This is a genomic window from Tardiphaga sp. 709, assembly GCF_032401055.1.
Lineage (GTDB): Bacteria > Pseudomonadota > Alphaproteobacteria > Rhizobiales > Xanthobacteraceae > Tardiphaga.
Genome location: NZ_CP135529.1, coordinates 1,988,866 through 2,014,600, shown reverse-complemented (window position 1 = coordinate 2,014,600; position 25,735 = coordinate 1,988,866). Strand labels below are relative to the sequence as shown.

The 25,735-nt window shown below is 62.3% G+C and carries 24 protein-coding genes; 16 read left to right on the top strand and 8 right to left on the bottom strand.

The window, feature by feature from the left end; genetic code table 11:
- Positions 1 to 34: 34 nt before the first annotated feature.
- On the top strand, positions 35 to 322 hold the full coding sequence (locus tag RSO67_RS10085; protein WP_315843363.1) for a YciI family protein: 288 nt from the start codon (positions 35 to 37) through the stop codon (positions 320 to 322).
- 126 nt (positions 323 to 448) lie between these two features.
- Here RSO67_RS10085 and RSO67_RS10080 read toward each other — a convergent pair whose 3' ends face one another.
- Entirely contained in the window at positions 449 to 2,086 is a 1,638-nt protein-coding gene (locus RSO67_RS10080; protein ID WP_120293265.1) for an isocitrate lyase, read from the bottom strand.
- Positions 2,087 to 2,233: 147 nt separating this feature from the next.
- Here RSO67_RS10080 and RSO67_RS10075 point away from each other — a divergent pair, with 147 nt between their 5' ends.
- Positions 2,234 to 3,673, top strand: coding sequence for a short-chain fatty acyl-CoA regulator family protein (locus RSO67_RS10075; protein ID WP_315843362.1), 1,440 nt, complete (start codon positions 2,234 to 2,236; stop codon positions 3,671 to 3,673).
- A gap of 6 nt (positions 3,674 to 3,679) precedes the next feature.
- Here RSO67_RS10075 and RSO67_RS10070 read toward each other — a convergent pair whose 3' ends face one another.
- Positions 3,680 to 5,179 carry an ATP-binding protein gene (locus RSO67_RS10070; protein WP_315843361.1) on the bottom strand — a complete coding sequence of 500 codons (1,500 nt, stop codon included), beginning with the start codon at positions 5,177 to 5,179 and terminating at the stop codon, positions 3,680 to 3,682.
- 376 nt (positions 5,180 to 5,555) lie between these two features.
- Between RSO67_RS10070 and RSO67_RS10065 the strand changes: the two genes are divergently transcribed.
- The 8 genes from RSO67_RS10065 to soxA are packed head-to-tail and all read left to right on the top strand — an operon-like array spanning position 5,556 to position 11,846.
- Positions 5,556 to 6,005 (top strand): (2Fe-2S)-binding protein, encoded by a 450-nt coding sequence (locus tag RSO67_RS10065; protein ID WP_093756882.1) that lies wholly within the window; start codon positions 5,556 to 5,558, stop codon positions 6,003 to 6,005.
- Positions 6,006 to 6,016: 11 nt separating this feature from the next.
- Positions 6,017 to 8,191, top strand: a complete 2,175-nt coding sequence (locus tag RSO67_RS10060; protein ID WP_315843360.1) for a xanthine dehydrogenase family protein molybdopterin-binding subunit — start codon at positions 6,017 to 6,019, stop codon at positions 8,189 to 8,191.
- A 43-nt stretch (positions 8,192 to 8,234) separates the two neighbouring features.
- Positions 8,235 to 8,522, top strand: a complete 288-nt coding sequence (locus RSO67_RS10055) for a cytochrome C (RefSeq protein WP_315843359.1) — start codon at positions 8,235 to 8,237, stop codon at positions 8,520 to 8,522.
- A gap of 1 nt (position 8,523) precedes the next feature.
- Positions 8,524 to 9,804 carry an NAD(P)/FAD-dependent oxidoreductase gene (locus RSO67_RS10050; protein WP_315843358.1) on the top strand — a complete coding sequence of 427 codons (1,281 nt, stop codon included), beginning with the start codon at positions 8,524 to 8,526 and terminating at the stop codon, positions 9,802 to 9,804.
- 34 nt (positions 9,805 to 9,838) lie between these two features.
- Positions 9,839 to 10,261 (top strand): sulfur oxidation c-type cytochrome SoxX, encoded by a 423-nt coding sequence (soxX, locus tag RSO67_RS10045; RefSeq protein WP_244528001.1) that lies wholly within the window; start codon positions 9,839 to 9,841, stop codon positions 10,259 to 10,261.
- Positions 10,262 to 10,273: 12 nt separating this feature from the next.
- Entirely contained in the window at positions 10,274 to 10,750 is a 477-nt protein-coding gene (locus tag RSO67_RS10040; RefSeq protein WP_315843357.1) for a SoxY-related AACIE arm protein, read from the top strand.
- Positions 10,750 to 11,070 (top strand): thiosulfate oxidation carrier complex protein SoxZ, encoded by a 321-nt coding sequence (soxZ, locus tag RSO67_RS10035; protein WP_315843356.1) that lies wholly within the window; start codon positions 10,750 to 10,752, stop codon positions 11,068 to 11,070. Before RSO67_RS10040 ends, soxZ begins: the two co-directional genes overlap by 1 nt.
- On the top strand, positions 11,067 to 11,846 hold the full coding sequence (gene soxA / locus RSO67_RS10030; protein WP_093756876.1) for a sulfur oxidation c-type cytochrome SoxA: 780 nt from the start codon (positions 11,067 to 11,069) through the stop codon (positions 11,844 to 11,846). Before soxZ ends, soxA begins: the two co-directional genes overlap by 4 nt.
- A 38-nt stretch (positions 11,847 to 11,884) precedes the next feature.
- Here the strand turns inward: soxA and RSO67_RS10025 are convergent, their stop codons facing one another.
- A complete protein-coding gene (locus tag RSO67_RS10025; protein ID WP_315843355.1) occupies positions 11,885 to 12,379 on the bottom strand; it encodes a PaaI family thioesterase in 495 nt (164 codons plus the stop codon).
- Positions 12,380 to 12,514: 135 nt separating this feature from the next.
- On the bottom strand, positions 12,515 to 13,705 hold the full coding sequence (gene carA, locus RSO67_RS10020; protein WP_315843354.1) for a glutamine-hydrolyzing carbamoyl-phosphate synthase small subunit: 1,191 nt from the start codon (positions 13,703 to 13,705) through the stop codon (positions 12,515 to 12,517).
- Between the two features lie 309 nt (positions 13,706 to 14,014).
- Between carA and RSO67_RS10015 the strand changes: the two genes are divergently transcribed.
- Positions 14,015 to 15,640, top strand: a complete 1,626-nt coding sequence (locus RSO67_RS10015; RefSeq protein WP_315843353.1) for a glycosyltransferase family 39 protein — start codon at positions 14,015 to 14,017, stop codon at positions 15,638 to 15,640.
- 142 nt (positions 15,641 to 15,782) lie between these two features.
- A complete protein-coding gene (locus RSO67_RS10010; protein ID WP_089265497.1) occupies positions 15,783 to 16,238 on the top strand; it encodes a GatB/YqeY domain-containing protein in 456 nt (151 codons plus the stop codon).
- Positions 16,239 to 16,302: 64 nt separating this feature from the next.
- On the opposite strand, the gene RSO67_RS10005 is transcribed toward RSO67_RS10010, so the two are convergent.
- Positions 16,303 to 17,931 (bottom strand): fatty-acid--CoA ligase, encoded by a 1,629-nt coding sequence (locus RSO67_RS10005; RefSeq protein WP_315843352.1) that lies wholly within the window; start codon positions 17,929 to 17,931, stop codon positions 16,303 to 16,305.
- An 88-nt stretch (positions 17,932 to 18,019) separates the two neighbouring features.
- Between RSO67_RS10005 and RSO67_RS10000 the strand changes: the two genes are divergently transcribed.
- Positions 18,020 to 19,111 carry an extensin family protein gene (locus RSO67_RS10000; RefSeq protein ID WP_410001828.1) on the top strand — a complete coding sequence of 364 codons (1,092 nt, stop codon included), beginning with the start codon at positions 18,020 to 18,022 and terminating at the stop codon, positions 19,109 to 19,111.
- A 309-nt stretch (positions 19,112 to 19,420) separates the two neighbouring features.
- Here the strand turns inward: RSO67_RS10000 and RSO67_RS09995 are convergent, their stop codons facing one another.
- Positions 19,421 to 20,107, bottom strand: coding sequence for a L,D-transpeptidase (locus RSO67_RS09995; RefSeq protein WP_315843350.1), 687 nt, complete (start codon positions 20,105 to 20,107; stop codon positions 19,421 to 19,423).
- A 443-nt stretch (positions 20,108 to 20,550) separates the two neighbouring features.
- Here RSO67_RS09995 and RSO67_RS09990 point away from each other — a divergent pair, with 443 nt between their 5' ends.
- Positions 20,551 to 21,531 carry a magnesium transporter CorA family protein gene (locus RSO67_RS09990; RefSeq protein WP_089265493.1) on the top strand — a complete coding sequence of 327 codons (981 nt, stop codon included), beginning with the start codon at positions 20,551 to 20,553 and terminating at the stop codon, positions 21,529 to 21,531.
- Between the two features lie 1,095 nt (positions 21,532 to 22,626).
- On the opposite strand, the gene RSO67_RS09985 is transcribed toward RSO67_RS09990, so the two are convergent.
- Positions 22,627 to 23,346, bottom strand: a complete 720-nt coding sequence (locus RSO67_RS09985; RefSeq protein ID WP_089265492.1) for an SDR family NAD(P)-dependent oxidoreductase — start codon at positions 23,344 to 23,346, stop codon at positions 22,627 to 22,629.
- Between the two features lie 65 nt (positions 23,347 to 23,411).
- Positions 23,412 to 24,062: a pyridoxamine 5'-phosphate oxidase gene (gene pdxH / locus RSO67_RS09980; protein ID WP_315843349.1), complete on the bottom strand. Its 651-nt coding sequence runs from the start codon at positions 24,060 to 24,062 to the stop codon at positions 23,412 to 23,414.
- 122 nt (positions 24,063 to 24,184) lie between these two features.
- Here pdxH and RSO67_RS09975 point away from each other — a divergent pair, with 122 nt between their 5' ends.
- Both RSO67_RS09975 and RSO67_RS09970 read left to right on the top strand, forming a co-directional pair.
- Positions 24,185 to 24,598 (top strand): RT0821/Lpp0805 family surface protein, encoded by a 414-nt coding sequence (locus RSO67_RS09975; RefSeq protein ID WP_315843348.1) that lies wholly within the window; start codon positions 24,185 to 24,187, stop codon positions 24,596 to 24,598.
- Positions 24,599 to 24,738: 140 nt separating this feature from the next.
- Positions 24,739 to 25,713, top strand: coding sequence for a DnaJ C-terminal domain-containing protein (locus tag RSO67_RS09970; RefSeq protein ID WP_315843347.1), 975 nt, complete (start codon positions 24,739 to 24,741; stop codon positions 25,711 to 25,713).
- The last annotated feature ends 22 nt before the right edge of the window (positions 25,714 to 25,735 follow it).

The window sequence follows — 25,735 nt, the reverse complement described above, 5'->3', positions numbered from 1 at the left end:
CGGCGGCCGTCTTTCTGCCTTTCAGGAGCTACGTATGCTGTTTGCCATCCATGCCGTCGATCATGCCGGGTCGCTCGACAAGCGCTTGTCTCACTATGAGGCTCACAAGGCCTTTTTGTCCGACACCTCGGCCTATGACGTGACGATCGTCATGTCCGGTCCGCTGACAGCTGATGACGGCCAGACCATGATTGGCAGTCTGTTCCTCGTTGAGGCCGCTGACCGCGCGGCGGTCGAGAAATTTCATCATGCCGATCCGTTCTTTGCCGCCGGCATCTGGCAGACGGTCACGATCACCGGCTTCCTGCGCCGACAGGGATAAGCGTAAGAGAGGCCGGCGCCTCGCCTGTGGGCGAGGCAGTCGTTCGGCATTTGAGCCCGATAACGAAATCAGCCTGAGATCCGCTAGGACCTCAGGCTGATTTTACGATGAGCTGAACCGTAACGATTAGCCGAACTGGTTCATCGTGTTGTGCGCGCCGCCCGCCTTCAGGGCTGCCTCACCGGCGAAGTATTCCTTATGCTCGTCGCCGATGTCCGAACCAGCCATGTTCTGATGCTTCGCGCAGGCGATGCCTTGACGGATTTCCGCGCGCTGGACGTTCTTGACGTAGCCCAGCATGCCCTGTTCGCCAAAATACTCCTTGGCGAGGTTGTCGGTCGACAGCGCAGCCGTGTGGTAGGTCGGCAGCGTGATCAGGTGATGGAAGATGCCGGCACGCTTGGCTGAATCAGCCTGGAATGTCCGGATAAGCTCGTCGGCTTCGACCGCCAGCGGCGTGCTGTCGTACTCCACCTTCATCAGTTCGGCGCGGTTGTACTTGCTGACATCCTTGCCGGCTTCCTTCATCGCGTCATAGACCTGCCAACGGAAGTTGAGCGTCCAGTTGAACGACGGTGAGTTGTTGTAGGCCAGCTTGGCATTCGGGATCACCTCACGAACGCGATCGACCATCTTGGCGATCTGCTCGATATTCGGCTTCTCGGTTTCGATCCACAACAGGTCGGCGCCGTTCTGTAGCGAGGTGATGCAGTCGAGCACGCAGCGGTCCTGACCCGTGCCTTCGCGGAACTGGTACAGGTTGCTGGCCAGACGCTTCGGGCGCATGAGCTTGCCATTGCGCGTAATGACGACGTCGCCGTTGCCGATCTTCGAGGCGTCGATTTCCTCGCAATCAAGGAAGCTGTTGTACTGGTCGCCAATGTCACCCGGCTTGTGGCTGACAGCGATCTGCTGCGTCAGGCCAGCGCCGAGCGAGTCGGTGCGGGTGACGATGATGCCGTCTTCGACGCCCATTTCGAGGAAGGCGTGGCGACAGGCGCGGATCTTCGCGAGGAAGACCTCGTGCGGCACGGTAACCTTGCCATCCTGATGACCGCACTGCTTCTCGTCCGAGACCTGGTTCTCGATCTGCAGTGCGCAGGCGCCGGCCTCGATCATCTTCTTGGCGAGCAGATAGGTCGCTTCCGCATTGCCGAAGCCGGCATCGATATCGGCGATGACGGGAACGACGTGGGTCTGGAAGTTGTCGATCTTGTTGATCAGTTCTTCTTCCTTTGCCTTGTCGCCAGCCTTGCGGGCCGCGTCGAGGCTGCGGAATATGTCGTTGAGTTCGCGCGAGTCAGCCTGACGCAGGAAAGTGTAGAGCTCCTCGATCAGAGCCGGGACCGAAGTCTTCTCGTGCATTGACTGATCCGGCAGCGGGCCGAATTCCGAGCGCAGCGCCGCGATCATCCAACCCGAGAGGTACAGGTAGGTACGGTCGGTGGTGCCGAAATGCTTCTTCACCGAGATCAGCTTCTGCTGCGCGATAAAGCCATGCCAGCAGCCGAGCGACTGGGTGTACTTGGTGGTGTCCGCATCATAGGCGGCCATGTCGGCACGCATCAGCGATGCCGTGTAGCGTGCAACGTCGAGACCGGTCTTGAAGCGGTTCTGCAGGCGCATGCGTGCGACCGCTTCGGCGGTCACGCCGTTCCAGGTGTCCTTGGTCTTGAGCAGCGCCGACGCCGCCTCGACTTCGCTCCGATAGGAGCCGGTGCCGAGGATAGTCTGGTTGCTGATCCCGCGCGGCTGGAAGTTCATGGTCTTGATCCCTTTGGCTGACGAAAAACCTGTCCTTGGTTGTAAGCGTGGGATTGTCAGCCGCTAGACGGAACGCAGATAATTTGTCATACTTTACAAATTCGGCGTGTAATCCTGTAAGATAATTACAAGGTATTGGAGTGCGCAATGGCCGCCTCGTCAGGTCGATCGGTGTTCATGGGGCCGCGAATCCGGCGGCTTCGGCGCGATTTGGGCCTGACTCAGGCCGATATGGCGGCAGATCTCGAGATTTCCGCGCCTTACGTCGCGCTGCTGGAGCGCAACCAGCGACCGATGACGGCGGACATGCTGCTGCGGCTGGCGCGCACCTACACCATCGACCTGACCGATCTCGCCGGCGACGGCGGCGCCGACAATACGGCGCGGATGCAGTCGATCCTGAAAGAGCCGATGTTCTCGGACATCGATATCCCCGCGCTCGAAATCAGCGATCTCGCGGTGAGCTATCCCGGCATGGCCGAGGCCTTCCTGCGCCTCTACACTGCCTATCGCGAGGAGCAACTCGCGCTGGCGGATCGGCGCGCACCGGCGCTCAGCGGTGGCGCATCGTCTTCGGATAGCGAGGGCTATGACGCCAACGATCCCGTCGCCGAGGTCAGGCGGTTTCTCGCCGCACGCCGCAACAATTTCGCTGTGATCGATGATGCCGCCGAGCGCCTCGCGCAGGCGACGTCAGGCCCGAGCGGATTTATCGAGCGCCTCAAGACCCGGCACAAGTTGCAGGTCCGGTACCTGCCGCCGGATGTCATGCTCGGCTCTGTCAGGCGGCTGGATCTGCATCGCAAGCAGTTGCTGCTTGAAGACTCGCTCGATACCGCAAGCCTCCATTTCCAGTTGGCGCAGCAACTTGCTTATCTCGAAATGGAAAACGAGATCGGCACCGCGCTCGAGGACGGTCAGTTCACTACCAAGAGTGCCGAGCTATTGGCGCGCCGCGCGCTTGCAGGCTACGCCGCCGCGGCATTGATCATGCCCTATGCAGCCTTCGCGCGTGCAGCCGAGACGCGGCGCTATGATCTCGAAGCGCTGGCGCGCCAATTCGGCGCCAGCTTCGAGCAGACCGCGCATCGCATCACGACACTGCAGCGGCCGGGCGCGGAAAAAGTCCCGTTCTTTCTGATCCGCGTCGATCCCGCCGGCAATATTTCCAAGCTGCTCGATGGCGCGGGCTTTCCATTTGCGAAACACGGCGGTGCGTGCCCGCTGTGGTCGGTGCACGATGTCTTCCGAACGCCGCGCCAGATCGTCACGCAGTGGCTGGAGTTACCCGACGGCCAGCGCTTCTTCTCGGTTGCCCGCACCGTCACTGCCGGCGGTGGCGCTTATGGCGCACAACGCGTCGAGCGCGCCATTGCGATCGGTTGCGCCGCCGAATATGCGGGCCAGTTGATCTACACGCGCGATGCGTCGGCACCGCGTGCGGATGCGCCCACGCCGATCGGCGTCGCATGCCGTGTCTGTCACCGTCCGCGCTGCGCCGCGCGTTCGGCGCTTCCGATCGGGCGCGAGTTGTTGCCCGATGATTTCAGGACGCTGAACGTTCCGTTCGGCTTCTCGGCGGACTGAAACGGCTCAGGCCTGCTCGGCCGCAGCTTCCTCGGCATTGGGATCGCCGGGTGCCGTCGCCCAGGCCAGTTCGACGAGCGTCACGATGCGCCGACCGGCGCCATCAAGCTGGCACACGATGAGGCCTTGCTCCTCGATATAGTTCAGCAGGCGCTGTGCGCGGCGTAGCGAATGCGAGCCGTAGGCGCGGGCGATCGCGGCATTGCTCGGGCAGGGCCAGCCTTCCTTGGCGGCGCGGGCGATCATCATGAAAACGCCCTGCATATCCTCCGGCAGAATCGAGGCGCGGACCGAGACGTCTTGCCAGCCGTCATCGTTGGTCATATCGGAGCCGAGCCCGGCGCGGGCGCGTGTCAGCATGCGGCGGAAGTCGTCGAGGTCCGGCACGGCGGCACCGAGACCCTCGATGCGGCAGCGGACCACGAATTCCTGATAGAGCACACCGACCACCCGGAAGCCTGCATCGGGCTCCGCCATCAGGGCCTGCAACACGCGGTCGACGCGCATGCGCCGCTCCGCCAGTTCCTCGGCGCTGATCGGCGTCTCCGCCACGTCCGGCCGAATTTCCAGTGCTGCGGACTTCGCCGCCATGAGCTGGCCAAGCAGATCCGGCGATGACGGTGCGCGGCGCTGCGGCCGGACCGGCTCCGGCGGGGGCGCTGCGAGAATTGTGGCGCGGACGTCGTCGAGTGTCGCTTCCGGCAGCGGCATCAGGCGTGGGGTCGCATTGCGCGGACTTGTTTCGGTGACACCGATGCGCAGGCCCAGCGGACGACGGGAGAGGGCGGGACCCAGCGCCATGAACTGGCCGCGCTCGAGGTCGCGGAAGGATTCGGCCTGCCGTCGCTCCATGCCGAGAAGATCGGCGGCGCGTGCCATATCGATATCGAGGAAGGTGCGACCCATCAGGAAATTCGACGCTTCGGCCGCGACGTTCTTGGCGAGCTTCGCCAGTCGCTGTGTCGCGATGACGCCGGCAAGGCCGCGTTTGCGGCCGCGGCACATCAGGTTGGTCATGGCGCCGAGCGATAGCTTGCGTGCTTCGTCGGACACCTCGCCCGCGACGGCCGGGGCGAACAGCTGTGCCTCGTCCACCACCACGAGCATCGGATACCAATGGTCGCGGGGCGCGTCGAACAGCCCGCCCAGAAAGGCGGCGGCGCGGCGCATTTGATTCTCGGCATCCAGCCCTTCGAGATTGAGCACTGTGGAGACGCGGTGCATGCGCGCGCGCTCGCCGGCGACCTGCAACCCGCGTTCGGTATGCGCCTCGGCATCGATCACCAGATGACCGAATCGCTCCGCCAGCGAGACAAAATCGCCTTCAGGGTCGATGATGGTTTGTTGCACCCATGGGGCGCTCTGTTCGAGCAGCCGGCGCAGCAGATGCGATTTTCCGGAACCCGAATTGCCCTGTACGAGCAGGCGCGTCGCCAGCAGTTCCTCAAGGTCCAGAGCCGCCGGGGCGCCTGACGTCGTATGCCCCATCTCGATCGCAACGGTCATGTCTCGACTCAGGTCTCCTTGTAGAGAGGGCTTACCAACCCGGCCACAGCGCGTCGAGCGGCGCACGGCTATCATCCCGTGTTCCGCGCAACTCTCACCAAGTAAATCGCGACAGCGAATCGGCGATGTTCTGCACACGGCGGTGCCCGGTTTTGCCAATGGCAATCTTCCTTGCATGATCGCATTGTGTTCGACCCGCGGTGATAGAGCGTCAGCAAACAGAAAATTCCGCGTGACGTAACTGTGACGTCCGCAAGGCAGGGACATCGCTGGAATCTTCGGGCGCCGCAGTCACCAAACATTTGATTTGGAATTCTTCCAGTTTCAGGGGAGGGTTGCTGCAACGGCGATATGCGCCACGACCCGGGGAAATGCGATGGCAAGCCTCACGATCAATGGACGAACCTACGAGATCGATGCAGAACCGGACACGCCGTTGCTATGGGCGATCCGCGAAAATGCCGGGCTGACAGGGACAAAATACGGATGTGGCGTCGCCCAATGCGGCGCCTGCACCGTTCATGTCGATGGCCAGCAGGTCCGTTCCTGCAGCATGGCGCTCAGTGAGGCGATCGGAAAGCAGATCACGACGATCGAGGGCCTTGCGTCCGAGGGGGCCGTGCACAAGGTGCAGCAGGCCTGGATCGATCATGATGTGCCGCAATGTGGTTACTGCCAGAGCGGCATGATCATGGCAGTTGCAGCGCTGCTGGAGACAGTGCCGCAGCCGACCGATGAGGATATCGACCTCGCCATCACCAATATCTGCCGTTGCGGCACGTTCCAGCAGGTCCGTGAAGCGATTCACGCCGCTGCAAGCGCTTGAGGAAGATGGTCATGGGTCATGCTCCGCAACTCAATCGCCGTTCGTTTGTCCTGGGAACTGCTGCTATCGGCAGTGGCCTCGCGCTCGGTATTCCCTTTGGCGGGCCGACCGCAGTCTATGCGGCCGATGGTACGCCTGAGGTCAATGCCTGGGTGGTGATCCGGCCTGATGAGACCGTTGTCGTGCGTATCGCGCGGTCCGAGATGGGGCAGGGAACGCTCACGGGTCTGGCGCAATTGGTCGCTGAAGAACTTGAATGCGACTGGTCCAAGGTGACGACGGAATATCCTACGCCCGGGCAAAGTGTCGCACGCAAGCGCGTCTGGGGGGACTTTTCCACCGGCGGCAGCCGCGGCGTTCGCACTTCGCATGATTACGTCCGCAAAGGCGGCGCGGCTGCGCGCCTGATGCTGATCCAGGCGGCAGCCAATGAGTGGGCCGCGCCCGTGTCGGAATGTGCCACCAGCAAGGGCGTCATCACCCATGTCCCGTCGGGGCGCACCATCACTTACGGCAAGGTCGCGGAAGCGGCTGCTAAGCTGCAGCCGCCGGCCGACGTCAAGCTGAAGGATCCCAAGGACTGGACCATCGCCGGCAAACCGCTGAAGCGGCTCGATACGGTCGAGAAAACCAACGGTAAGATGGTCTACGGCGCCGATATTAAGCTGCCGGGAATGCTCAATGCCGCGATCAAGGATTGCCCGGTGTTCGGCGGCACGCTGAAGAGCTTCGACGACAGCAAGATTCTTGGCATGAAAGGCGTCAAGAAGGTCGTGCGCGTCGGCGAGAGTGCCGTGGCTGTGGTCGCCGATACGTGGTGGCACGCCAAGTCGGCGCTGGAGGCGATGCCGGTCGTCTGGGACGATGGCAAGAACGCCAGCGTGTCCAGCGAGTCCATCGGCAAGTGGCTGCAGGAAGGCCTGGACGCTGCGCAGCCCGCTTTTGTCGGCAACAAGGCTGGCGATGTCAAAGCAGCGTTTGCGGGTGCTGCGAAGACGGTGGAAGCGGTCTACGCCTATCCCTATCAGAACCACGCCACCATGGAGCCGATGAACGCGACGGTGCTCTATACGGCGGAGAAGTGCGAGGTCTGGACCGGGACGCAGAACGGCGAAGCCGTGTTTGCGGCCGCAGTCGAAGCGTCAGGCCTGCCGAGCGACAAATGCGAGGTCTACAAGATCATGCCGGGCGGCGGCTTCGGTCGGCGCGGCATGACCGATTACGTCCGTCAGGCGGTGGCCATCGCCAAGCAGATGCCCGGCACGCCGATCAAGCTGATGTGGTCGCGCGAAGAAGACATGCTGCACGGCCGCTATCATCCGATTACGCAGAGCAAGCTGGTCGGCGCCTTCGATGCCGATAACAATTTGATCGGTTTGCACATGCGGATCTCAGGCCAGTCGATCCTGGCCAGTGTGCGTCCCGAGGGAATGCAGAACGGGATGGATCCCGTCACTTTCCAAGGTCTGAATGCCAGCGGTGAGGCAGCGATCGGCTACACTGTTCCGAATTTGCTGATCGACCATTCCATGCGCAATCCGCATGTGCCGCCGGGCTTCTGGCGCGGCGTCAACGTCAACCAGAATGCGATCTATCTCGAAAGCTTCATGGACGAACTCGCGCATTCGGTCGGTCAGGACCCGCTCGAATTCCGTCGCAAGCTGATGACCAAGCATCCGAAGCATCTCGCGGTGCTCAATGCGGTTGCGGAGAGGATCGGCTGGACGACGCCGGCGCCGCAAGGCGTGTTCCGCGGCATCTGCCAGCATATGGGCTTCGGCAGCTATGTTGCAGCCGCGACGGAAATTTCGGTGACGGGCGGCAACAAGATCAAGATCCATCGCATCGTTGCCGCCACAGATCCGGGTTACGCGGTGAATCCCTGGCAGATCGATCGCCAGATCGCTGGCTCGTTCGTCTATGGCCTGTCGGCGCTGTTCTATGGCGAGTGCACAGTGAAGGGTGGTCGCATCGAGCAGGAGAATTTCGACACCTATCAGTCGATGACCATGAAAGAGATGCCGAAGGTCGAGTCGATCCTGATGCCGTCAGGTGGTTTCTGGGGCGGTGTCGGTGAGCCGACGATCTGCGTTGCGGCACCGGCCGTGCTGAATGCCTATTTTGCTGCGACCGGAAAACGCATCCGTTCCGTGCCACTGAAGAACCACGATATCATCTTTGCGTAACCGACGCGTCGCCATGCTTGCTGCCCATCACTGGATTTCACTCATGAAGACGTTGCGTACCTCACTTGCGATCGGGCTGATCGTCGCCTCGGCGGCGCCGGTCCAGGCGGCATCGGCGCCGCCGCCTGGAGCGGCGTCGTGCTCCGGCTGCCACGCGGCGACATCGCAGGCCATCCCCAACATCTATGGGCGCGATGCCGATGCGACGCGCTCTGCATTGCTGGCCTTTCGCAATGGATCGATGCCGGCCACGGTGATGACGCGGATCGCCAAAGGCTTCTCCGAAGACGAAATCGGGTCGATTGCGGCCTGGCTGGCAACGCAGAAATAGCATGACCCAAAAAAATCATACCTCACGACGGGAGTTTCTTCGCGCTGCCGCTGCGGCGACGGCGTCCCTTGCGCTGGCATCGCCAAGCCTCGCGCAATCGCCTGCGCGCGTCGTCGTGATCGGCGGCGGCTTCGGCGGCGCCAGTTCCGCGCGTGCGCTGCGGCAGCTCGATCCGTCGCTGGATGTCACGCTGGTGACAGCCGATCGTCAATATGTCGCGTGCCCGTTCAGCAACGAGGTCATTGCCGGCGACCGCGCCATCGAAGCCCAGCAATTCACCTACGAGAAAATCGCGGCCGGCGGCATCAAACTCGTCGCGCAAATGGCGCAGACAATCGACCCGCAGGCGCGCACGATCGGTCTCGCCGATGGATCGACGTTGCGCTACGACCGGCTGGTTCTGTCGCCCGGAATCGATCTGCGCTTCGACGCGCTGCCGGGTTATGACGAGGCTGCAGCGTCGCGCATGCCGCATGCCTGGAAGGCCGGTGAGCAGACGCTGCTGCTGCGACGCCAGTTGGAGGCGATGGACGATGGCGGCGTGGTTGCGATCGTCGTTCCCGCCACCCCCTTTAGGTGTCCGCCGGGCCCGTACGAGCGCGCGAGCCTGATTGCGCACTACCTCAAGACTCGCAAGCCGCGGTCGAAGCTCATCATTCTCGACTCGAAAGACGCGTTCTCGAAGCAGCGGCTGTTTCAGGCCGCGTGGCAGGAGCTGTATCCGGGACTGATCGAATGGGTCGCGCTGTCGCAGGGCGGCAAGGTCACGTCGGTCGATCCGGCGACCAATACGCTGGTGACCGATTTCGCGACACATCACGTTCAGGTGGCCAATGTCATTCCACCGCAGCGCGCCGGACGCATCGCGGAGATTGCCGGCGTCACCGATAAATCCGGCTGGTGCCCGATCAATCCCGTCAGCCTCGAGTCCACACAGGTGCCGAACATCCATGTGATCGGCGATGCCTGCATTGCCGGCGCCATGCCCAAATCCGCATTCTCGGCGAATGCGCAGGCGAAGACCTGTGCCGGCGCGATCGTGGCGTTGCTGGCGGGGGCGACGCCGACGTCGCCGAAGCTGATCAACACTTGCTACAGTCTGGTCGCGCCCGACTACGGCATTTCCATCGCGGGCGTCTACCAGCCCCGCAATGGCCTGTTTGCGGATATCGAAGGCGCGGGCGGTACGAGTCCGCTGGATGCGCCGCGTGATGTCCGGGCCCGTGAAGCGATCTATGCGCGATCGTGGTTCGAGACGATCGGAGCAGAGGTCTTTGGTTAGTCGTCGCCGCGCATCGACGCTGTTGTCGGCGAGCGTGGCGACGCTGCTGCTGACTGCTCCGGTCCGTGCGAGTGAACTTGTCCCTTATGCGGTGATTGGCGATGCAATTCCGCTGCCCCTGGCGGGCGCGGTCGGCGACGCGTCGGCGGGCAGGGCGATCGTCGTCAACCGCACATATACGTGTCTGCTCTGCCACAGCGGGCCATTTACCGAACAGAGATTCCAGGGCGATCTTGCGCCAAGCCTTGCCGGCACCGGCAGCCGCTGGTCGGAAGGCCAGTTGCGGCTGCGGCTGGTGGATGCCTCACGCCTCAATGCCGCGACCATCATGCCGTCCTATTATCGTGCAGATGGGTTACAGCGTGTCGGGGATGCATGGCTTGGCAAGCCGATCCTGTCGGCGCAACAAATCGAGGACGTAGTGGCCTATCTGACAACGCTGCAGAACCCATCATGACGAAAGCAATCCATGGCTGAGCTCGATCGATCGACTCGCCGCCAGTTTCTGGCGACGGCCGGTGGCGCTGCGCTCGGCGCGGTGTCACTCGTGCATGTCGGCCCGGCCCATGCGACGCCGGACACCATGAAGGCGGCCATCCGCGATATCGTCAACGGCGCCGCGGTGCGCCCCGGCAAGGTGAAGCTCGACGTCCCGCCGCTGGTCGAGAACGGCAACACGGTGCCGCTCACCGTCACGGTAACGAGCCCGATGAGCGATGCGGATCACGTGGTCAGTATCCACATTTTCAACGAGAAGAATCCGCAGCCCAATGTCGGCAACTTCTATATCTCGCCGCGCGCAGGCCGCGCGCAGATATCGACGCGCATCCGGCTCGCCGATACACAGACACTGACGGCTATCGCGAAACTCTCCGATGGTTCGTTCTGGTCGGCGACCGCCGATGTCGTGGTCACGCTCGCCGCATGTACCGAGGAGGCAACCTGATGGCGTCCGCGCTGATCAACGTTCCGTCAACGGCCAAGCGCGGCGACATCATCGAGATCAAGACCCTGATGTCGCACATCATGGAGACCGGCTTTCGCCATACCGTGACCGGCGAGGTTATCCCGCGCAACATCATCACCAATTTCACCTGCCGCTATAATGGCGATGAAGTGTTCCGGGCCGATCTGTTTCCTGCGTTCTCCGCCAATCCCTTCATCTCCTTCTTTACGGTCGCCACCGAGAGCGGAAAATTCGAATTCCAGTGGATTGGCGACAACGGATTTCAGGAAACCGCGTCGGCCAGCATCACGGTCACATGAGACGACTGCGCAATATCAGCCTGTCGTTGCTGGCAACCGTCGCTTTCACGTCGCTCATCGAGGCGGCGGAGATCGCGCCGGGCGAGCGACGCTCCGGTGCCAGTTTCATGTCCGTCGAAACCCAGGCCATGCAGAACGACGCCACGGCCAATCCCGGCATGCTGGGGGTGCTGGATGGCGAGGCGCTATGGACCCGGAAGCCCGTCGCCGGCCGTGCTTGCGCGGATTGCCACGGTGATGCCAGCAGCATGCGCGGCGTCGCCGTGCGCTACCCGGCATTCGACGACAAGCTCAATCGCCCGGTCGATCTCGAACAGCGCGTCAATCTCTGCCGCGTCGATCATCAGCAATTGCCGCCGCTCGCCGATGAAAGCCGCGATCTGCTGGCGCTGACCGCATTGATCGGCCGGCAGTCACAGGGGATGCCGATCGAGACGGGCGCCGATTCACGTCTGCAGGCATTCATCGACAAAGGCCGCGATGCCTTCATGCGGCGTCAGGGGCAGTTGAATCTGGCATGCACGAACTGTCACGACGACAACTGGGACAAACGTCTCGCCGGCTCCGCGATCACGCAGGCCCATCCGACGGGCTATCCCGTCTATCGGCTGGAGTGGCAGGGGCTTGGCTCTCTCAAGCGCCGCCTGCGCAACTGCATGATCGGCGTGCGCGCGCAGCCTTACAGCGCCGACGCGCCTGAGATGGTCGAGCTTGAACTCTACCTGATGTCGCGCGCGCGGGGCATGGCAAGCGAAACTCCCGCTGTCAGGCCGTGACGTGTCGAATTTCCGTGAGAGTGCCCGAGGACTCCAGGTCAGGCCGCGTCCTTCGGAATCTCGAACACCAGACACGTCGTGGTGGCATGGGCGATGAGTCGGCCATTGGAATCCGTGATGCGCGCTTCCGCCGTCGCCGCGCGGCGGCCGACATTCAGCGTCTTGCCTTCGGTGCGCACGGTGCCGCTATCCTTGCTCATGCCGCGGATGAAGCTGATCTTGAATTCCAGCGTGGTGTAGCCGGTGCCGACAGGCAGCATCGAATGCACAGCCAGTCCCATCGCCGAATCCAGCAGGATCGCCGCGTAGCCGCCATGTACCGAGCCGATCGGATTGTAGTGGCGGAAGCCGGGGACGCTGTGAAACACGACAACACCGGGTTCTGCGGTCGAGTCGAACGGCTCGACATTCTCCATGATCGGCGGCTGCGGCAGCTCGCCGGAGAAGATCTTGCGCACAAAATCGAGCCCGGGCATCGAGGCCATCAGGCTGGTGGGGACGACGTCGTAGCGGGGCGTGGGGGCGTCGGTCATGGATCATTCCCGGCAATTGTAATGACGAGCATCATACAAAAGGTGGCGCCGTGTGTCATCTTCTCTGCGTCCAGAACGAAAATGGCCGGGATGATCCCGGCCATGGCGCCTTGATTCCGCAAACTGAAATGAGAGCTACGGCGCCTTGTTCGCCCGCATCAGATCCGCGAACCGCTTGAACAAATAATGCGAGTCGCGTGGACCGGGGGAAGCCTCCGGGTGATACTGCACCGAGAATACCGGCTTGCCGTCGAGCTGGATGCCGCAATTGGATCCGTCGAACAGCGAGATATGGGTCTGCGTCGCGCCCTTCGGCAGCGTCGCTTCATCCACCGCGAAGCCGTGGTTCATCGAGGTGATTTCCACCTTGCCGGTGGTCTCGTCCTTGACCGGATGATTGGCGCCGTGATGGCCCTGATGCATCTTCTTGGTCTTGGCGCCCACCGCAAGGCCCAGCATCTGGTGACCGAGGCAGATGCCGAATGTAGGCACGCCGGAATCGATCACCTGCTTGATGACAGGCACGGCATATTTGCCGGTCTCGGCGGGATCGCCGGGGCCATTCGACAGGAACACACCGTCCGGCTTCAGCGCCATGATCTCTTCTGCCGAAGTCGTGGCCGGAACGACGGTGACCTTGCAGCCTTCGCCGGCCAGCAGACGCAGAATATTGCGCTTGATGCCGTAATCGATAGCGACGACGTTGAATTCAGGATTGGTCTGGCGGCCGAAGCCCTTTTCCCATTCCCAGGGGGTCTCGTCCCAGGTGAAGCGCTGGGCAGATGTCACCATCGGCACCAGGTCCATGCCTTCGAGGCCCGGCCATTCGCGCGCTTCTTCCTTCAGGCCGTGCAGATCGAATTGGCCGTCCTTCGCGTGCACAAGCACTGCATTGGGCATGCCCTTGTTGCGAATCAGCGCGGTCAGGGCGCGGGTGTCGATGCCGGAAATGCCGATGATGCCGCGCGCCTTCAGCCAGGCGTCGAGATGCCGGGAAGAGCGGTAATTCGACGGGTCGGTAATCGCCGAGCGCAGGATCACGCCGCGGGCGCCTGGCGTCGCCGCCATGTTCACCGTCTCGATATCCTCGTCGTTGGTGCCGACATTGCCGATATGCGGGAAGGTGAAGGTAATGAGCTGTCCGGCATAGGATGGGTCGGTGAGGATTTCCTCATAACCGGTCATCGCCGTGTTGAAGCAGACTTCGCCCACGGCCTGGCCTTCCGCACCAAGGCCGAAGCCTTCCAGCACGGTGCCATCGGCGAGCACGAGGAGCGCGGTCGGTTTGTGGTCCGGCCAGGCTGAAGATGTTTCTGAGGGGGTCATGAGGGGACTACATAGTCCGCGCATCCGCTGCCGTCAAAGCCAGAACGGCCGGATTCACACGTCAACCATGGCCTGCAGGGTTAGCAATCGGCGCTTTGGCCGATCAACGGGCCCGGACAGAGCTTAATTAAGGAATAATATCTTATCTGGCAAAATTGTGGTGTTCCGGTTGTCCGGCGAAACCTGCACGCCGATAGCGCGTAATTTGCAGAATGAGATGTAAAATCAACTAATTATAATTACGGATGCTTGCCGGAACTCACTTTCGCCGGTAGCAAGCTACGACTTCCCGTATTTCCGGATATTTCAGTGCAATTGGACTATTTCGCCAAGATGGCCGCGCGCTCGGCCATCGCGCCAGCGCGATGGCGTAGGCCTTTTCTGACCTTCCTCGATGGGATCGAGGCGGGCGGGACGATTCCTGTGCTGATCGTCGGCTTCGCGGGAATCTGGCTGCTGTTTCTGGTGATCGCCTATCAGAGCGGCGATCTGCATGCGGATGCGCTGGAAACCTGGACCCTTGGGCGCGAATTCGCGTGGGGTAATCCCAAACATCCGCCCTTGATGGGCTGGGTCGCGCGGCTGTGGACGCTGGTTTTCCCGCTGACCGACTGGTCGTTCCAGTTGCTGTCGATGACCAATGCCGCGGTGGCGCTCTGGGCCGTCGATCTGATTGCGCGCCGCTTCGTGCGCGGCGATTCGCGAGCCGTCGTGCTGCTGCTGCTGATGCTGCTTCCGGCCTATCAATTCCATGCCCAGCGCTTCAACGCGAACACAGTGCTGCTCGCGGTCTGGCCGCTGGCGACCTATTGCTTCCTGCGCTCCTTTGAAACGCGCGCTATCGGCTGGGCTGCCGCCGCCGGCGTCCTGTCCGCGCTGGCGATGCTCGGCAAATATTATTCGATCTTCCTGATCGCCAGCTTCGCGCTGGCAGCGATCGTGCATCCGCAGCGGGCGGTCTATTTCAGGTCGTGGGCACCGTGGATTTCGGCACTGACCGGACTCATTGCCCTTGGGCCGCACATCCATTGGCTCGTGACGACCGGTGCTACGCCGTTCACCTATGCCATGCAGGTTCACGGCGGCATCGACTTTGGTCAGTCACTCATCGAAGCCAGCATGTTTTTGCTCGGTCTCGCGGCGACGCTGGCGCTGCCGGCTATTGTCTGGGTTTTATCGGCCGAGCTGCGCCTGAAGTACTTTTCGGCCGATTTCCGTGCGATGGGTCCAGGATTGCTGCTGCTGTTCTGGGTGTTCATCGGCACCGTACTGCTGCCGGTTATGACAACCGTCACGCTTGGCACCGACATGCCTTCGCTATGGGCGCTCCAGGGCTTGTTCCTGCCTGCCGTTTTGATCGTCTGCGGCGCCCGCTTCACGCTCGAACGCCTGTATGTGGTCAATATGGTGGTGTTCGTCGCAGGCATCGCCATCATCGCAACCGTTGTGGCGGCTCCGATCCATGCGATTTACCGCAACAGCATCAATCCTAACGAGCGGACTTACTATCGGCTGGCCGCTCAAGAGCTGACCGACCGGTGGCACCAGATGACAGGCCGGCCGCTGCCGCGGATCAGTGGCGACGACGGGCTGGCATTCGCGACGGCCTTTTACAGCCCTGACCATCCCGTCTACAGCCGCCCGTTCCAGTTCCAGTACACTTGGGGCATGCCGCGCGCGACGACGCTGCAGAAGGGGTGGGCTTCGATGTGCTTTGCGACAGATAGCGATTGCCTGATGTGGATGGGCAAGGTCGCGATGCTCGAGCCGCGGCACGTCAGGTTTGATTTCGAGGTTCAGCCCCGGCTATGGGGCCAGGCCGGTATTCCGGCCACCATATCGGCGTTGATGGTTCTGCCATACGTCGCTGGGGCCAATGCGCCCGGGCCGCTGTCCGCAGGCGTGGAGGATTTCAGCTCCAGCCATCGGCAATAGGTTTGGGCAGTAGGTTCAGGCAACAGCTCCGGGCGGCGTCCCCGAGAATTGGCGGGTGCAGTTGTGCATACCCCTTAAAACGCTTAGATCGGGGCCAACCGAGTTCCGGCGCTGCGATTGGCGGCCGCAAGAGGAGACGCAGATGCTGCGCGATGACATCAACAACGCCGTCAAGGACGCCATGCGGGCCAAGGACGAGCGCAAGCTTTCGACGCTTCGCATGGTCAATTCGACTATCAAGAATGCCGATATCGAAGCGCGCGGCCAGAGCAAGCCGCCGCTGTCGGACGCCGATCTGCTGAGCCTGCTGCAGAAGATGATCAAGCAGCGCCAGGAGTCCGTCGAGCTCTATGACAAGGGTGGCCGCGCCGAGCTCGCGACCCAGGAGCGCGAGGAAATCGCGATCATCTCTGCCTATCTGCCGCAGCAGATGTCGGAGGATGAGACCAAGTCAGCCATCGCAGCCGAGATCGCAGCAACCGGTGCTGCCGGCATGAAAGACATGGGCAAGGTGATCGCCGCACTCAAAGCGAAATATGCCGGTCAGATGGATTTCGGCAAGGCCAGCGGCCTGGTAAAGGCCGCGCTCAACGGCTGAGGCTCTCGTCGCCCCACAAATTGGAAACCTCTCCTCGCATGGCGAGGAGAGGTTTTTCTTTTGACTAGGCCGCCGCAGTCGGCAGGCTATACGTCTTGAACTGATCGCGCAGCGCGGTCTTCAGGATCTTGCCCGTCGCGGTGTGCGGGATGGCGTCGACGAACACCACGTCATCCGGCATCCACCACTTGGCGATCTTGCCATCCATGTATTTCAGGATGTCTTCGCGCGTGGCGGTTTGATCCTGCTTGAGCTGTACGATCAGGAGCGGGCGCTCGTCCCATTTCGGATGATAGACGCCGATGACGGCGGCTTCCGCCACCTGCGGATGACCGACGGCAAGGTTCTCCAGATCGATCGACGAGATCCATTCGCCGCCGGACTTGATGACATCCTTGGAGCGGTCAGTGATCCGCATGTAGCCGTGGGCGTCGATGGTCGCGACGTCGCCGGTGTCGAAATAGCCTTCCTCGTCGAGGATCTCGTCCTCGACACGGAAATAGGCGCGCGACACTGACGGGCCGCGCACCTTGAGACGGCCGAAGGTCTTGCCGTCCCAGGGCAGGCTCTTGCCGCTGTCGTCGGTGATTTTCATCTCGACGCCGAATGGCGGATAGCCCTGGGTCTGCAGGATATCCAGCCGCTCGTCGCCTTCGAGCTGGTCGAACGGCGGCTTCAACGCGGCCAGCGTGCCGATCGGGCTCATTTCGGTCATGCCCCAGGCATGGCGCGCGCCGATGCCCATATCGACGAAGGCCTTGATCATCGAGCGCGGCATCGCCGAGCCGCCGCACACCACCATGCGCAGGTCAGGCAGTTTCAGATTGTTCTGCGACATGTAGTTGAGCAGCATCAACCACACTGTCGGCACGCCGGCGGTATGCGTCACCCTTTCGGTCGAGAGCAATTCGTAGATCGAGGCGCCGTCCATCTTGGCGCCCGGCAGTACGAGCTTGGTGCCCATCGACGGTGCGGAAAACGCGATGCCCCAGCTATTGGCATGGAACAGCGGGACCACCGGCAGCATGGTGTCGGCGGCATTGGCGCCGAGCGAGTCACCGGTATTGGCCATCAGCGCATGCATCACGTTGGAGCGGTGCGAGTACAGCACGCCCTTTGGATCGCCTGTTGTTCCCGATGTGTAGCACATCGCCGCTGCGGTGTTCTCGTCGAACTCCTTCCATTTGAAGTTGCCGTCCACCTCAGCGATCCAGTCCTCATAGGCCACGACGTTTTTCAGCGTGGTCTGCGGCATGTGCGCCTTGTCGGTGTAGACGATGTAGCGCTCGACTGATGGCAACTGGTCGGCGAGTTTCTCAAGGATCGGGATGAAGGTGAGGTCGGTCATCACGATACGATCTTGCGCATGGTTGATGATCCACGCGATCTGATCCGGGAATAGACGTGGATTGACGGTGTGGCAGATAGCGCCGATGCCCATGATGCCGTACCACGTTTCTAGGTGCCGCCACGTGTTCCACGCGATGGTGGCGACGCGGTCGCCCATCTTGATGCCTTCGCGGTCGAGACGCTGTGCGACCTTCAGGGCACGGGTACGAATTTCGGCGTAATTGGTGCGGTGGATGGGACCTTCGACTGATCTGGTCACGACCTCGCGTTCGCCGTGGACTTGGGCCGCATGATCGATGATCCGATGACACAGCAAAGGCCAGTCTTGCATCAAGCCACGCATTTGATCGTTCCTCCGTCTTGTGATTGCCGTGCCGGCTCCCCGATCGTTGCCGGGGAACTTCGACCGTCTTCTTGCTTTAGGTCTTGGCATGAAGTTTAGCGCGGGGAAAGCGGCCCGGAAATGGACTTTTGGCCTATCCGGCTGCGACCAAAGGACAATTGGAGCGGTTCTGGCGTTGCTGCTGGTGGCCGCGCCGGCGCAGGCCTATCTGACGACATCGCGTGTGCCGCTGCCAAAGCCCCGCCCGGTAGAAGCGCCGGCGATCGAGCCCGCGCAAAAGCCCGGTGAGGAGCCTGCGAAATCGGAGCAACCAGCCGAGTCTGAGAAGCCTGCTGCCGAAGCGCGTCCGCCGGAGCCGCCGCCGCCTTCAGCCTGCCGCTTGGCGCTCACCGATGCCATCGCCGTGGCGCCGAGTATTCCCGACATCAAGGGGCCGGGCGCCTGCGGCGGCCCCGACATGGTGCGGCTGGAAGCGGTCGTGCTGCCGGACAAGACGCGGGTGCCGCTGAAGCCGGCGGGAACGATGCGCTGCGCCATGGCAACGGCCGTGGCCGAGTGGATCCGCGCCGACATGGCGCCGCTCGCGACCAGCCTCGGCACCAAGCTCCTCGAACTTGATAATTTCGACTCCTTCGATTGCCGCGGTCGCAACCGTGTCGTCGGCGCAAAACTGTCAGAGCATGGCCGCGCCAATGCGCTGGACGTGCGCGGGCTGAAACTCGCCAATGGCCGCTCGATCGCGCTCACCGAGCGCAACACGCCGCGCGAGCAGCGCGAGGCGGTGCTGCATTCGGTTTGTACGCGGTTCACCACCGTGCTGGGGCCGGGTTCCGACGGCTATCACGAGGATCACATCCATCTCGATATCGCCGAGCGGCGCGGCAATTACCGCATCTGCCAGTGGGATGTCTGGGACGAGTGGCCGCGCATCGCACCGCTGATGCCAGCCGTGCGCCCGGACGAAGCACCGCCGCGCGAAGTGGCCGAGGGCAAGCCGGGGGAGGCGAAGCCCGAGACGGCGAAACCCGCTGAGCCTGCAGCCGCTCAGCCTGCGGTTGAAGCCGAGCCGGAGCCCGAAGCAGAAGCCGCGCCTCCACAAGAACAGCCCAAGTCGAAGCCAAAACCCAAGCCGAAGAAGCGCCGCGCTGCGCCGCCATCGCCGTTCAGCTTTTTGCGGTGACGTTCTGATCGCGTATTTGTGGCCACGTCCGGGCGGGTGCTTTCTTTTCCCTCCCCCTTGCGGGGAGGGTGGCCGGCCGTAGGCCGGTCGGGTGGGGGTGCCACAGGCGACGGCGCTTGTGGCACCCCCACCCCGGTCTCCACTTCGTCGATGCTGCGCATCGCCTCGCTCGGCCGACCCTCCCCGCAAGGGGGAGGGAGACCACTAGCGTCTGCGCAAAAACAGGGAAGCAACAGTCATCAGCTTGCTCAAAACAAAAAAGCGCCGGCAAAACCGGCGCTTTTTCTAATCAGATAAAACCCTGTCAGCTCAGTACGGCGTTCCGCCACCGCCCTGCAGGGCCAGCTTCGAATTATACGGCGAGTCGCCGGCCTTCGGCTCGAGCACGACGACCACAGCGCCGGGCTTGACGCGGCTATAGAGGTCGATGACGTCTTCGTTGGTCATGCGGATGCAGCCCGACGAGATCGAGGCACCGATATATTCCGGCTGATTGGTGCCGTGAATGCGGAACAGCGTGTCCTTGTTGCCCTGATAGAGATAGAGGGCGCGGGCACCGAGCGGATTATCGACGCCGCCGGGCACCGAGGCCGGCAGGCCTTCGATGCGGGCGTGAATGTCCTTGGTCGGGGTCCACTTCGGCCACTCGGCCATGTTGCCGACGCGCGCAACGCCCGAGAACGCCAGCGCTTCTTCGCCGACGGTCACGCCATAGCGGATTGCTTTGCCGCCGTCCTGGACGAAGTAGAGATAGTGGTTGTCGGAATCGACCACGATCGAGCCCGGTGCTTCCTTGCGGTGGAAGTCGACGATGGCGCGGCGGAACGGCTCGGCGACGGCAACCTTGGCGTAACGCGCCTTGGCGAGCTGTGCCTTGTCATTCGGCTTGAGGCTGGCTTCCGGAGCGGCCTGGAATTGCGTGGCGGTCTGCATGCAGCCCGACAGCATCAGGCCGGCGGCGACAATCAAACCAAGCTTAATCTTGAGCGGCGACATGTCATTGTTCCAATTGCGTGAGGTCCGAATTCAGACAGGCTGGTGCAAGGAAACGCACCCAAAATAGCCTGCGAACGCCACGATTCCGTTAAAGCTACTATCGCTGAAATCCGCTGCAATTCCAGCGGTTAGATGCGCTGCGCATCATGCAGCGCACAACCTGTGTCATATTTGCCGCAGAATTTTCGACCCTCCGGCCAAATCCTGTGCAGAACCGCAACGCCTCGCGAAGCCGTGATGCGCGCGTGACAATTTTGTCAGATCGAGACCATGGAACGCGCGATCTTGCGGGAAAAATTCCCCGGGTTTGGGCGGGGTTGGCGCGCCGCACAAAGGCTGTCATGACGGCTGCATCCGCATCGGTCATGGTCGGTCGCCCCTGCCGATTCTGTCCGGATCGTCCGTATTGCAGTGTCCCGCCTTTTCAATGTCCCGGAGTTGCCATGCTCGCTGTCTTCACCCCTGCCGATCACGCCTTGAGAAAATCCGAGCCGACCGATCTCGAAGCGTTGCCGGACAATGCGGTGTGGATCGACATGGTGAAGCCGTCGCCGGCCGAAGACAAGGCGGTGGAGAAACTGGCGGGGGTGGAAATTCCGACCCGCGAAGACATGCAGGAGATCGAAATCTCCAGCCGTCTCTATATCGAGAACGGCGCCCGCTACATGACCGCGAGCTTGATGTGCGGCTCCGACACGGAGTCGCCGCGGATTACGGCGGTAACTTTCATCCTCACCCGGCAACGGCTGGTGACGGTGCGCTACGACACACCGCGTCCGTTCGCGTCCGTCGAACTGAAGCTTGGCCGCAACGCGCCGCCCGGCGCCAATGGTGAAACCATTCTGCTCGAACTGCTCGACGCCGTGATCGATCGCTGCGCCGACATTCTCGAACGCGTCGGCGCCGACGTCGATCAGGTCAGCCACGACATCTTCGAGCCGGATGAGTCGCTGCGGACCGGCCATGCCAAGCGTTATTCCGAAATTCTCATCACCATCGGTCGCAAGGGCGACCTGACCTCGAAAGTGCGTGAAAGCCTCGTCTCGATCGGCCGCGTCGTCACCTTCATCACGGCGGAAGCCGAAGGCGTGAAGTGGTCGAAGGACATGCGCGCGCAGCTCAAGACCATGCAGCGCGACGTGGTCTCCCTGACCGATCACGCCTCCTATCTGTCGAACAAGATCACCTTCACGCTCGATGCGATGCTCGGTGTCGTCAATCTCGAACAGAACAACATCATCAAGCTGTTCTCGGTCATGGCCGTCGTGCTGATGCCGCCGACATTGATCGCCTCGGTCTACGGCATGAATTTCAAGGCGATGCCGGAACTGCAATGGGATGTCGGTTACCCCATGGCGCTGATCATGATGCTGTTCGCCGCGGTGCTACCCTACATGTTCTTCAAGTGGAAGAAGTGGCTGTAGGGCGCGTAGGAAGGCACTAACCTCTCATTTGTCATTCCGGGATGCGCCCGGCTGGCGTAGCCGGCTGGGGGTAGGCCCGGAATCCATACGCGCGATCGTGGTTATGGATTCCGTGCTCGCGCAAGAGCGCGCCCCGGAATGACAGTCGAGAGGGTAGAACTTAAACATCTTTTCCTGCTCACTATTGGCAATATACCTAGAAGGATTATCCTCCACATATCCGGTTCACGATGGACGCTTCATGAGGCGTCTTGAAGTGGGACAGGATGTGGCGCCTGCGGGTGTGGGGTGACGTACCCTGCGCACTCGGGAGGCCTTGGGTAGCCGTCCGGGCCCACTACGGGGCTCTGCCGCTTGCGGCTGGACGGGTGCGGGCAAAGGCGGCGAAAGCTGCCGGATCAGCGAGCCGAGGCTCGTGCCCAGTACCCGGAAGCACGGCCCCGGGGACAGAAAAGCCGCGGTGGCGCGCCTGATGGCGTTGCGTGGTTGCAGCTTCGTCGCCGACGGCGAAGCGGATCGCGAAAATTACCACTATTTGCGCCGTCAGGCGCGCCGCCACCCCTCATGTTTCAGGAGGGGACACCACTTCGACAACCTGGAGCGCTGGCTCGCGGGACCATAAATGCGCGGATGTCTGAATCTTTTTCCAACTATCAAAACGCATTCATGATGCGTGTTCGAAAAGCCCAATGATCATAGGCTTCGCGCGATTCCCGCCACAATTTATCCGGTAAAATTCGAGCGTTCCGCTGAACGGTTGCGCTAATGGTTGCTGTCATAACGCTGTCAGAAGCGATGAGGACAGCAATGGTTGACAAAACAGAAACATCGGGACGGAACGTCGTCGATCTCAGGTCCTATCAACAGGCGCGCATGGCCAACGGTCGGGCGCAGGCGATGTCTGCGCGCACCTGTCGGCATTGTGGTGCCGGGTTGATGGATGGCGAATCCGAAGACGATTGTTCCAGCGCGGGGATCAGCGCGGCTGCGCCGATGCCGCGGAAATTTTACGCGGACTAGAAAATCCCGCGCTTTTCGAGGAGCGCCAGAATGGCGCGGTCCTCAGCATGACTATTTCCCACCCGTTACCGCCGATCAGACGTGCTGGCCGCCATTGATGTGGATCTCGGCGCCGTTCACGTATGAACTCGTTTCCGTACACAGCACATAGATGATCTTGGCGACTTCGTCGGGCGTGCCGAGCCGATGCAGCGGGATCTGCTGATCGACGATGGTCTGCGTGCCCGGCGACAGGATCGAGGTGTCGATCTCGCCCGGCGCGATGGCATTGACGCGGATGCCGAGGCGGCCGAAATCCGACGCCATTTCGCGGGTCAGCGACGCCAGCGCCGCTTTCGATGTGGCATAGGCCGCACCGGCAAACGGATGCACGCGCGAGCCGGCGATCGAGGTGACATTCACCACCGAGCCTTTGGCCGCCTTCAACTGTTCGATCAGCCCGCGGGCCATCATGATCGGCGCGAAAAAATTGACGTTGAAGACGTGGCTCCAGGTTGCGACGTCAGTATCGATGGAACCCATCCGCGCGCCGCCTTCGGCCTTGGGTGAGATCGCGGCATTGTTCACCAGCGCATGCAGCGCGCCGCCGTTCAGCCGTTCCTTGATGTCGTCGATGGCGCGGACAGTGTCGTCATGATCGGCGAGATCGACCTGGATGTGATCTTCGGGGCCGGCATCCCATGGGCAGACTTCCGGAAACGGATGCCGCGAACAGGTGAGCACACGCCAGCCGGCACTGGAAAAGCGCATCACGGTGGCATGACCGATGCCGCGGCTTGCGCCGGTCAGCAGCATGGTGCGCTTGGGCGCGTTCGATCCTGGATGGTTCACGTGTCTGGTTCTCGTCTCGTTGTCGGCGTTCACGGATACAGTCTCACCTTGGTCCAGGACGTATCTGCTGCCGAGTTGTCGCGGCGGAATTCAATGCGGTCGTGCAGGCGGAACGGCCGGTCGTGCCAGAACTCAAAACGAACAGGCGTGATGCGCCATCCGCTCCAGCCTGGCGGACGCGGAACGGCGCCGATCAGGTGCTTGGCGCCTTCCTTGGCGATGGCCTGTTCGAACGCAAAGCGGCTTTCCAGCGGCTGTGACTGTTTGCTCGCCCAGGCGCCGATCTGCGCCTGTTTGGGGCGGGTCGCAAAATACTCGTCGGCCTCGGCATCGGTCACGCGGGTGACGGGACCGCGAATGCGGACCTGCCGGCGCAGCGACTTCCAGTGAAACAGCAGCGCGGCCTTGGGATTGGCGGCGAGCTCCTGACCCTTCTGGCTGGCAATGTGGCTGTAGAACACGAAACCGTCGGCGTCATAGTCCTTCATCAGCACCATGCGGACGTCCGGCAGGCCGTCGGCGTCGACGGTGGCCAGCGCCATCGCGTTGGGATCGTTGGGTTCTGAGGCCTTTGCCTCGGTAAACCACTCGGAAAACAGCGCAAATGGTTCCGCAGCGGCCGTAAAATCACCTGACGTTAACGGAGTTGAGTCTTTGATGGGAGAGGTCGTGTCGGTCATGTCCGGAGTTCCGCTTGCGTTGGCCTGTTGTAGAGAGCTTGCTGCTGCACCTGCATAGGCAAGACCTATATAGGATACGGCAACGCATTGGCCTATCGGCCATCTGCCCGCTCGGTGCGGCTTTGACAGCAATTCTTATCGGCAGCACCCTCGGTGGTTGCAGTATGGGCCGAAACGAGTCCGCGCTGGCCAAGATGGAAGGCGGCGATGTCACCGGCTCCATTTCGCCGGCATCGGTCCAGGCCACCAATTACGAGCCCACCGAAGCCGATCTTGTCCTGACGCGCACTGCGGCCTCCGACGTCCTCACCAAGGGCAGCAAGGATTCCAGCCAGCCGTGGGAAAACCCGTCGACCGGGGCGCGCGGATCGGTGACGCCTCTGTCCAGTGCCTATGTCGCGGAAGGTCGCACCTGCAGGGATTTTCTGGCCAGCTATGTCAACGGCACCAGCGAAAGCTGGATGCAAGGTGCGGCCTGTAAGGGTGAACGCGGCAGCTGGGACGTGCATACGCTGAAGCCGTGGAAACGGAGCTAGTTTTCACCGGCCGGCCGCTTGCGGCCGAGTTGCAAAAATGACACGAAGTCACCAGATGAAGAGAGAGACGGGTTTCGGCCTGCAAATTCAACATGCGGGCCGGTGGCCCGCCTTTTAGTTACCTGAAGGAGAGACGACGGATGCGCGACCCCTATGAGGTCTTGGGGGTGCAGCGGGGCGCCAGCGCTGCGGCGATCAAGAGTGCCTATCGCAAGCTCGCCAAGAAGCATCATCCCGACAGCAACAAGGACGATCCGAAAGCCGCCGACCGGTTTTCGGAATTGAATGCGGCCAACGAGATCATCGGCGACGAGGACAAGCGCAAGCAGTTCGACCGCGGCGAGATCGATGCCGAGGGTAAAGCACGCTTCCAGGGATTTCCGGGCGGCGGCCGCGCGGGCGCGTCGCAGCGCGGCTTTGAGCACGCCTTTCGCGGCGGTCCCGGTGCGCAGCAGGGCTTTCCCGGCGGTGCCGGTGGCGGTTTCGAGGATATCCTCAACAGCATGTTCGGTGGCGCCAGCCCGCGCGGCGCGCGTCCCGGCGCGCAGGGCTTTGAATTCGACACCGGCGGCTATGCCGGCGGGATGCCCGATCTGGATCTGAACGTCGCCATGACGGTGACGCTGGAAGAATCCGTGAAGGGCGCCGAGAAGCGCGTACGGCTGCCGTCCGGCAAGGAATTGAACGTCAAGATACCGGCCGGCGTCACGTCGGGCCAGCAGATCCGGCTCCGCGGCCAGGGCGAAAGCGCGCCAGGACATCGTCCCGGCGATCTGATGATCACGGTCACCGTCGCGCCCCACGCCCACTTCAAGGTGGATGGCAATGACCTGCGCGTCGATCTGCCGATCACGCTGTACGAAGCCGTGCTGGGGGCCAAGGTGCGCGCGCCGACACTCACCGGTGCCGTGGAGCTTTCAATTCCGAAGAACACGTCGAGCGGACGGGTGTTTCGCCTGAAGGGCAAGGGCCTGCCGCTGGCCGGAGGCGCCGCGGGCGATCTCTACTTCACCATCAGGATCATGCTGCTGGACGGCAACGATGCCGAGCTGGAAAAGCTGATGGAGAAGTGGCGCGACGGGCACCCGTATCATCCAAGAAGCGATCTGGGGTGAGGCGAGCAGCGATCAGCTCGCT

Excerpts from the sequence above, each read along its gene's own strand:
- RSO67_RS10085 (WP_315843363.1), top strand. The coding sequence starts at position 35 with ATGCTGTTTGCCATCCATGCCGTCGATCATGCCGGGTCGCTCGACAAG.
- RSO67_RS10080 (WP_120293265.1), bottom strand. The coding sequence starts at position 2,086 with ATGAACTTCCAGCCGCGCGGGATCAGCAACCAGACTATCCTCGGCACC.
- RSO67_RS10075 (WP_315843362.1), top strand. The coding sequence starts at position 2,234 with ATGGCCGCCTCGTCAGGTCGATCGGTGTTCATGGGGCCGCGAATCCGG.
- RSO67_RS10070 (WP_315843361.1), bottom strand. The coding sequence starts at position 5,179 with ATGACCGTTGCGATCGAGATGGGGCATACGACGTCAGGCGCCCCGGCG.
- RSO67_RS10065 (WP_093756882.1), top strand. The coding sequence starts at position 5,556 with ATGGCAAGCCTCACGATCAATGGACGAACCTACGAGATCGATGCAGAA.
- RSO67_RS10060 (WP_315843360.1), top strand. The coding sequence starts at position 6,017 with ATGGGTCATGCTCCGCAACTCAATCGCCGTTCGTTTGTCCTGGGAACT.
- RSO67_RS10055 (WP_315843359.1), top strand. The coding sequence starts at position 8,235 with ATGAAGACGTTGCGTACCTCACTTGCGATCGGGCTGATCGTCGCCTCG.
- RSO67_RS10050 (WP_315843358.1), top strand. The coding sequence starts at position 8,524 with ATGACCCAAAAAAATCATACCTCACGACGGGAGTTTCTTCGCGCTGCC.
- RSO67_RS10040 (WP_315843357.1), top strand. The coding sequence starts at position 10,274 with ATGGCTGAGCTCGATCGATCGACTCGCCGCCAGTTTCTGGCGACGGCC.
- soxZ (WP_315843356.1), top strand. The coding sequence starts at position 10,750 with ATGGCGTCCGCGCTGATCAACGTTCCGTCAACGGCCAAGCGCGGCGAC.
- soxA (WP_093756876.1), top strand. The coding sequence starts at position 11,067 with ATGAGACGACTGCGCAATATCAGCCTGTCGTTGCTGGCAACCGTCGCT.
- RSO67_RS10025 (WP_315843355.1), bottom strand. The coding sequence starts at position 12,379 with ATGACCGACGCCCCCACGCCCCGCTACGACGTCGTCCCCACCAGCCTG.
- carA (WP_315843354.1), bottom strand. The coding sequence starts at position 13,705 with ATGACCCCCTCAGAAACATCTTCAGCCTGGCCGGACCACAAACCGACC.
- RSO67_RS10010 (WP_089265497.1), top strand. The coding sequence starts at position 15,783 with ATGCTGCGCGATGACATCAACAACGCCGTCAAGGACGCCATGCGGGCC.
- RSO67_RS10005 (WP_315843352.1), bottom strand. The coding sequence starts at position 17,931 with ATGCGTGGCTTGATGCAAGACTGGCCTTTGCTGTGTCATCGGATCATC.
- RSO67_RS10000 (WP_410001828.1), top strand. The coding sequence starts at position 18,020 with ATGAAGTTTAGCGCGGGGAAAGCGGCCCGGAAATGGACTTTTGGCCTA.
- RSO67_RS09995 (WP_315843350.1), bottom strand. The coding sequence starts at position 20,107 with ATGTCGCCGCTCAAGATTAAGCTTGGTTTGATTGTCGCCGCCGGCCTG.
- RSO67_RS09990 (WP_089265493.1), top strand. The coding sequence starts at position 20,551 with ATGCTCGCTGTCTTCACCCCTGCCGATCACGCCTTGAGAAAATCCGAG.
- RSO67_RS09985 (WP_089265492.1), bottom strand. The coding sequence starts at position 23,346 with ATGCTGCTGACCGGCGCAAGCCGCGGCATCGGTCATGCCACCGTGATG.
- pdxH (WP_315843349.1), bottom strand. The coding sequence starts at position 24,062 with ATGACCGACACGACCTCTCCCATCAAAGACTCAACTCCGTTAACGTCA.
- RSO67_RS09970 (WP_315843347.1), top strand. The coding sequence starts at position 24,739 with ATGCGCGACCCCTATGAGGTCTTGGGGGTGCAGCGGGGCGCCAGCGCT.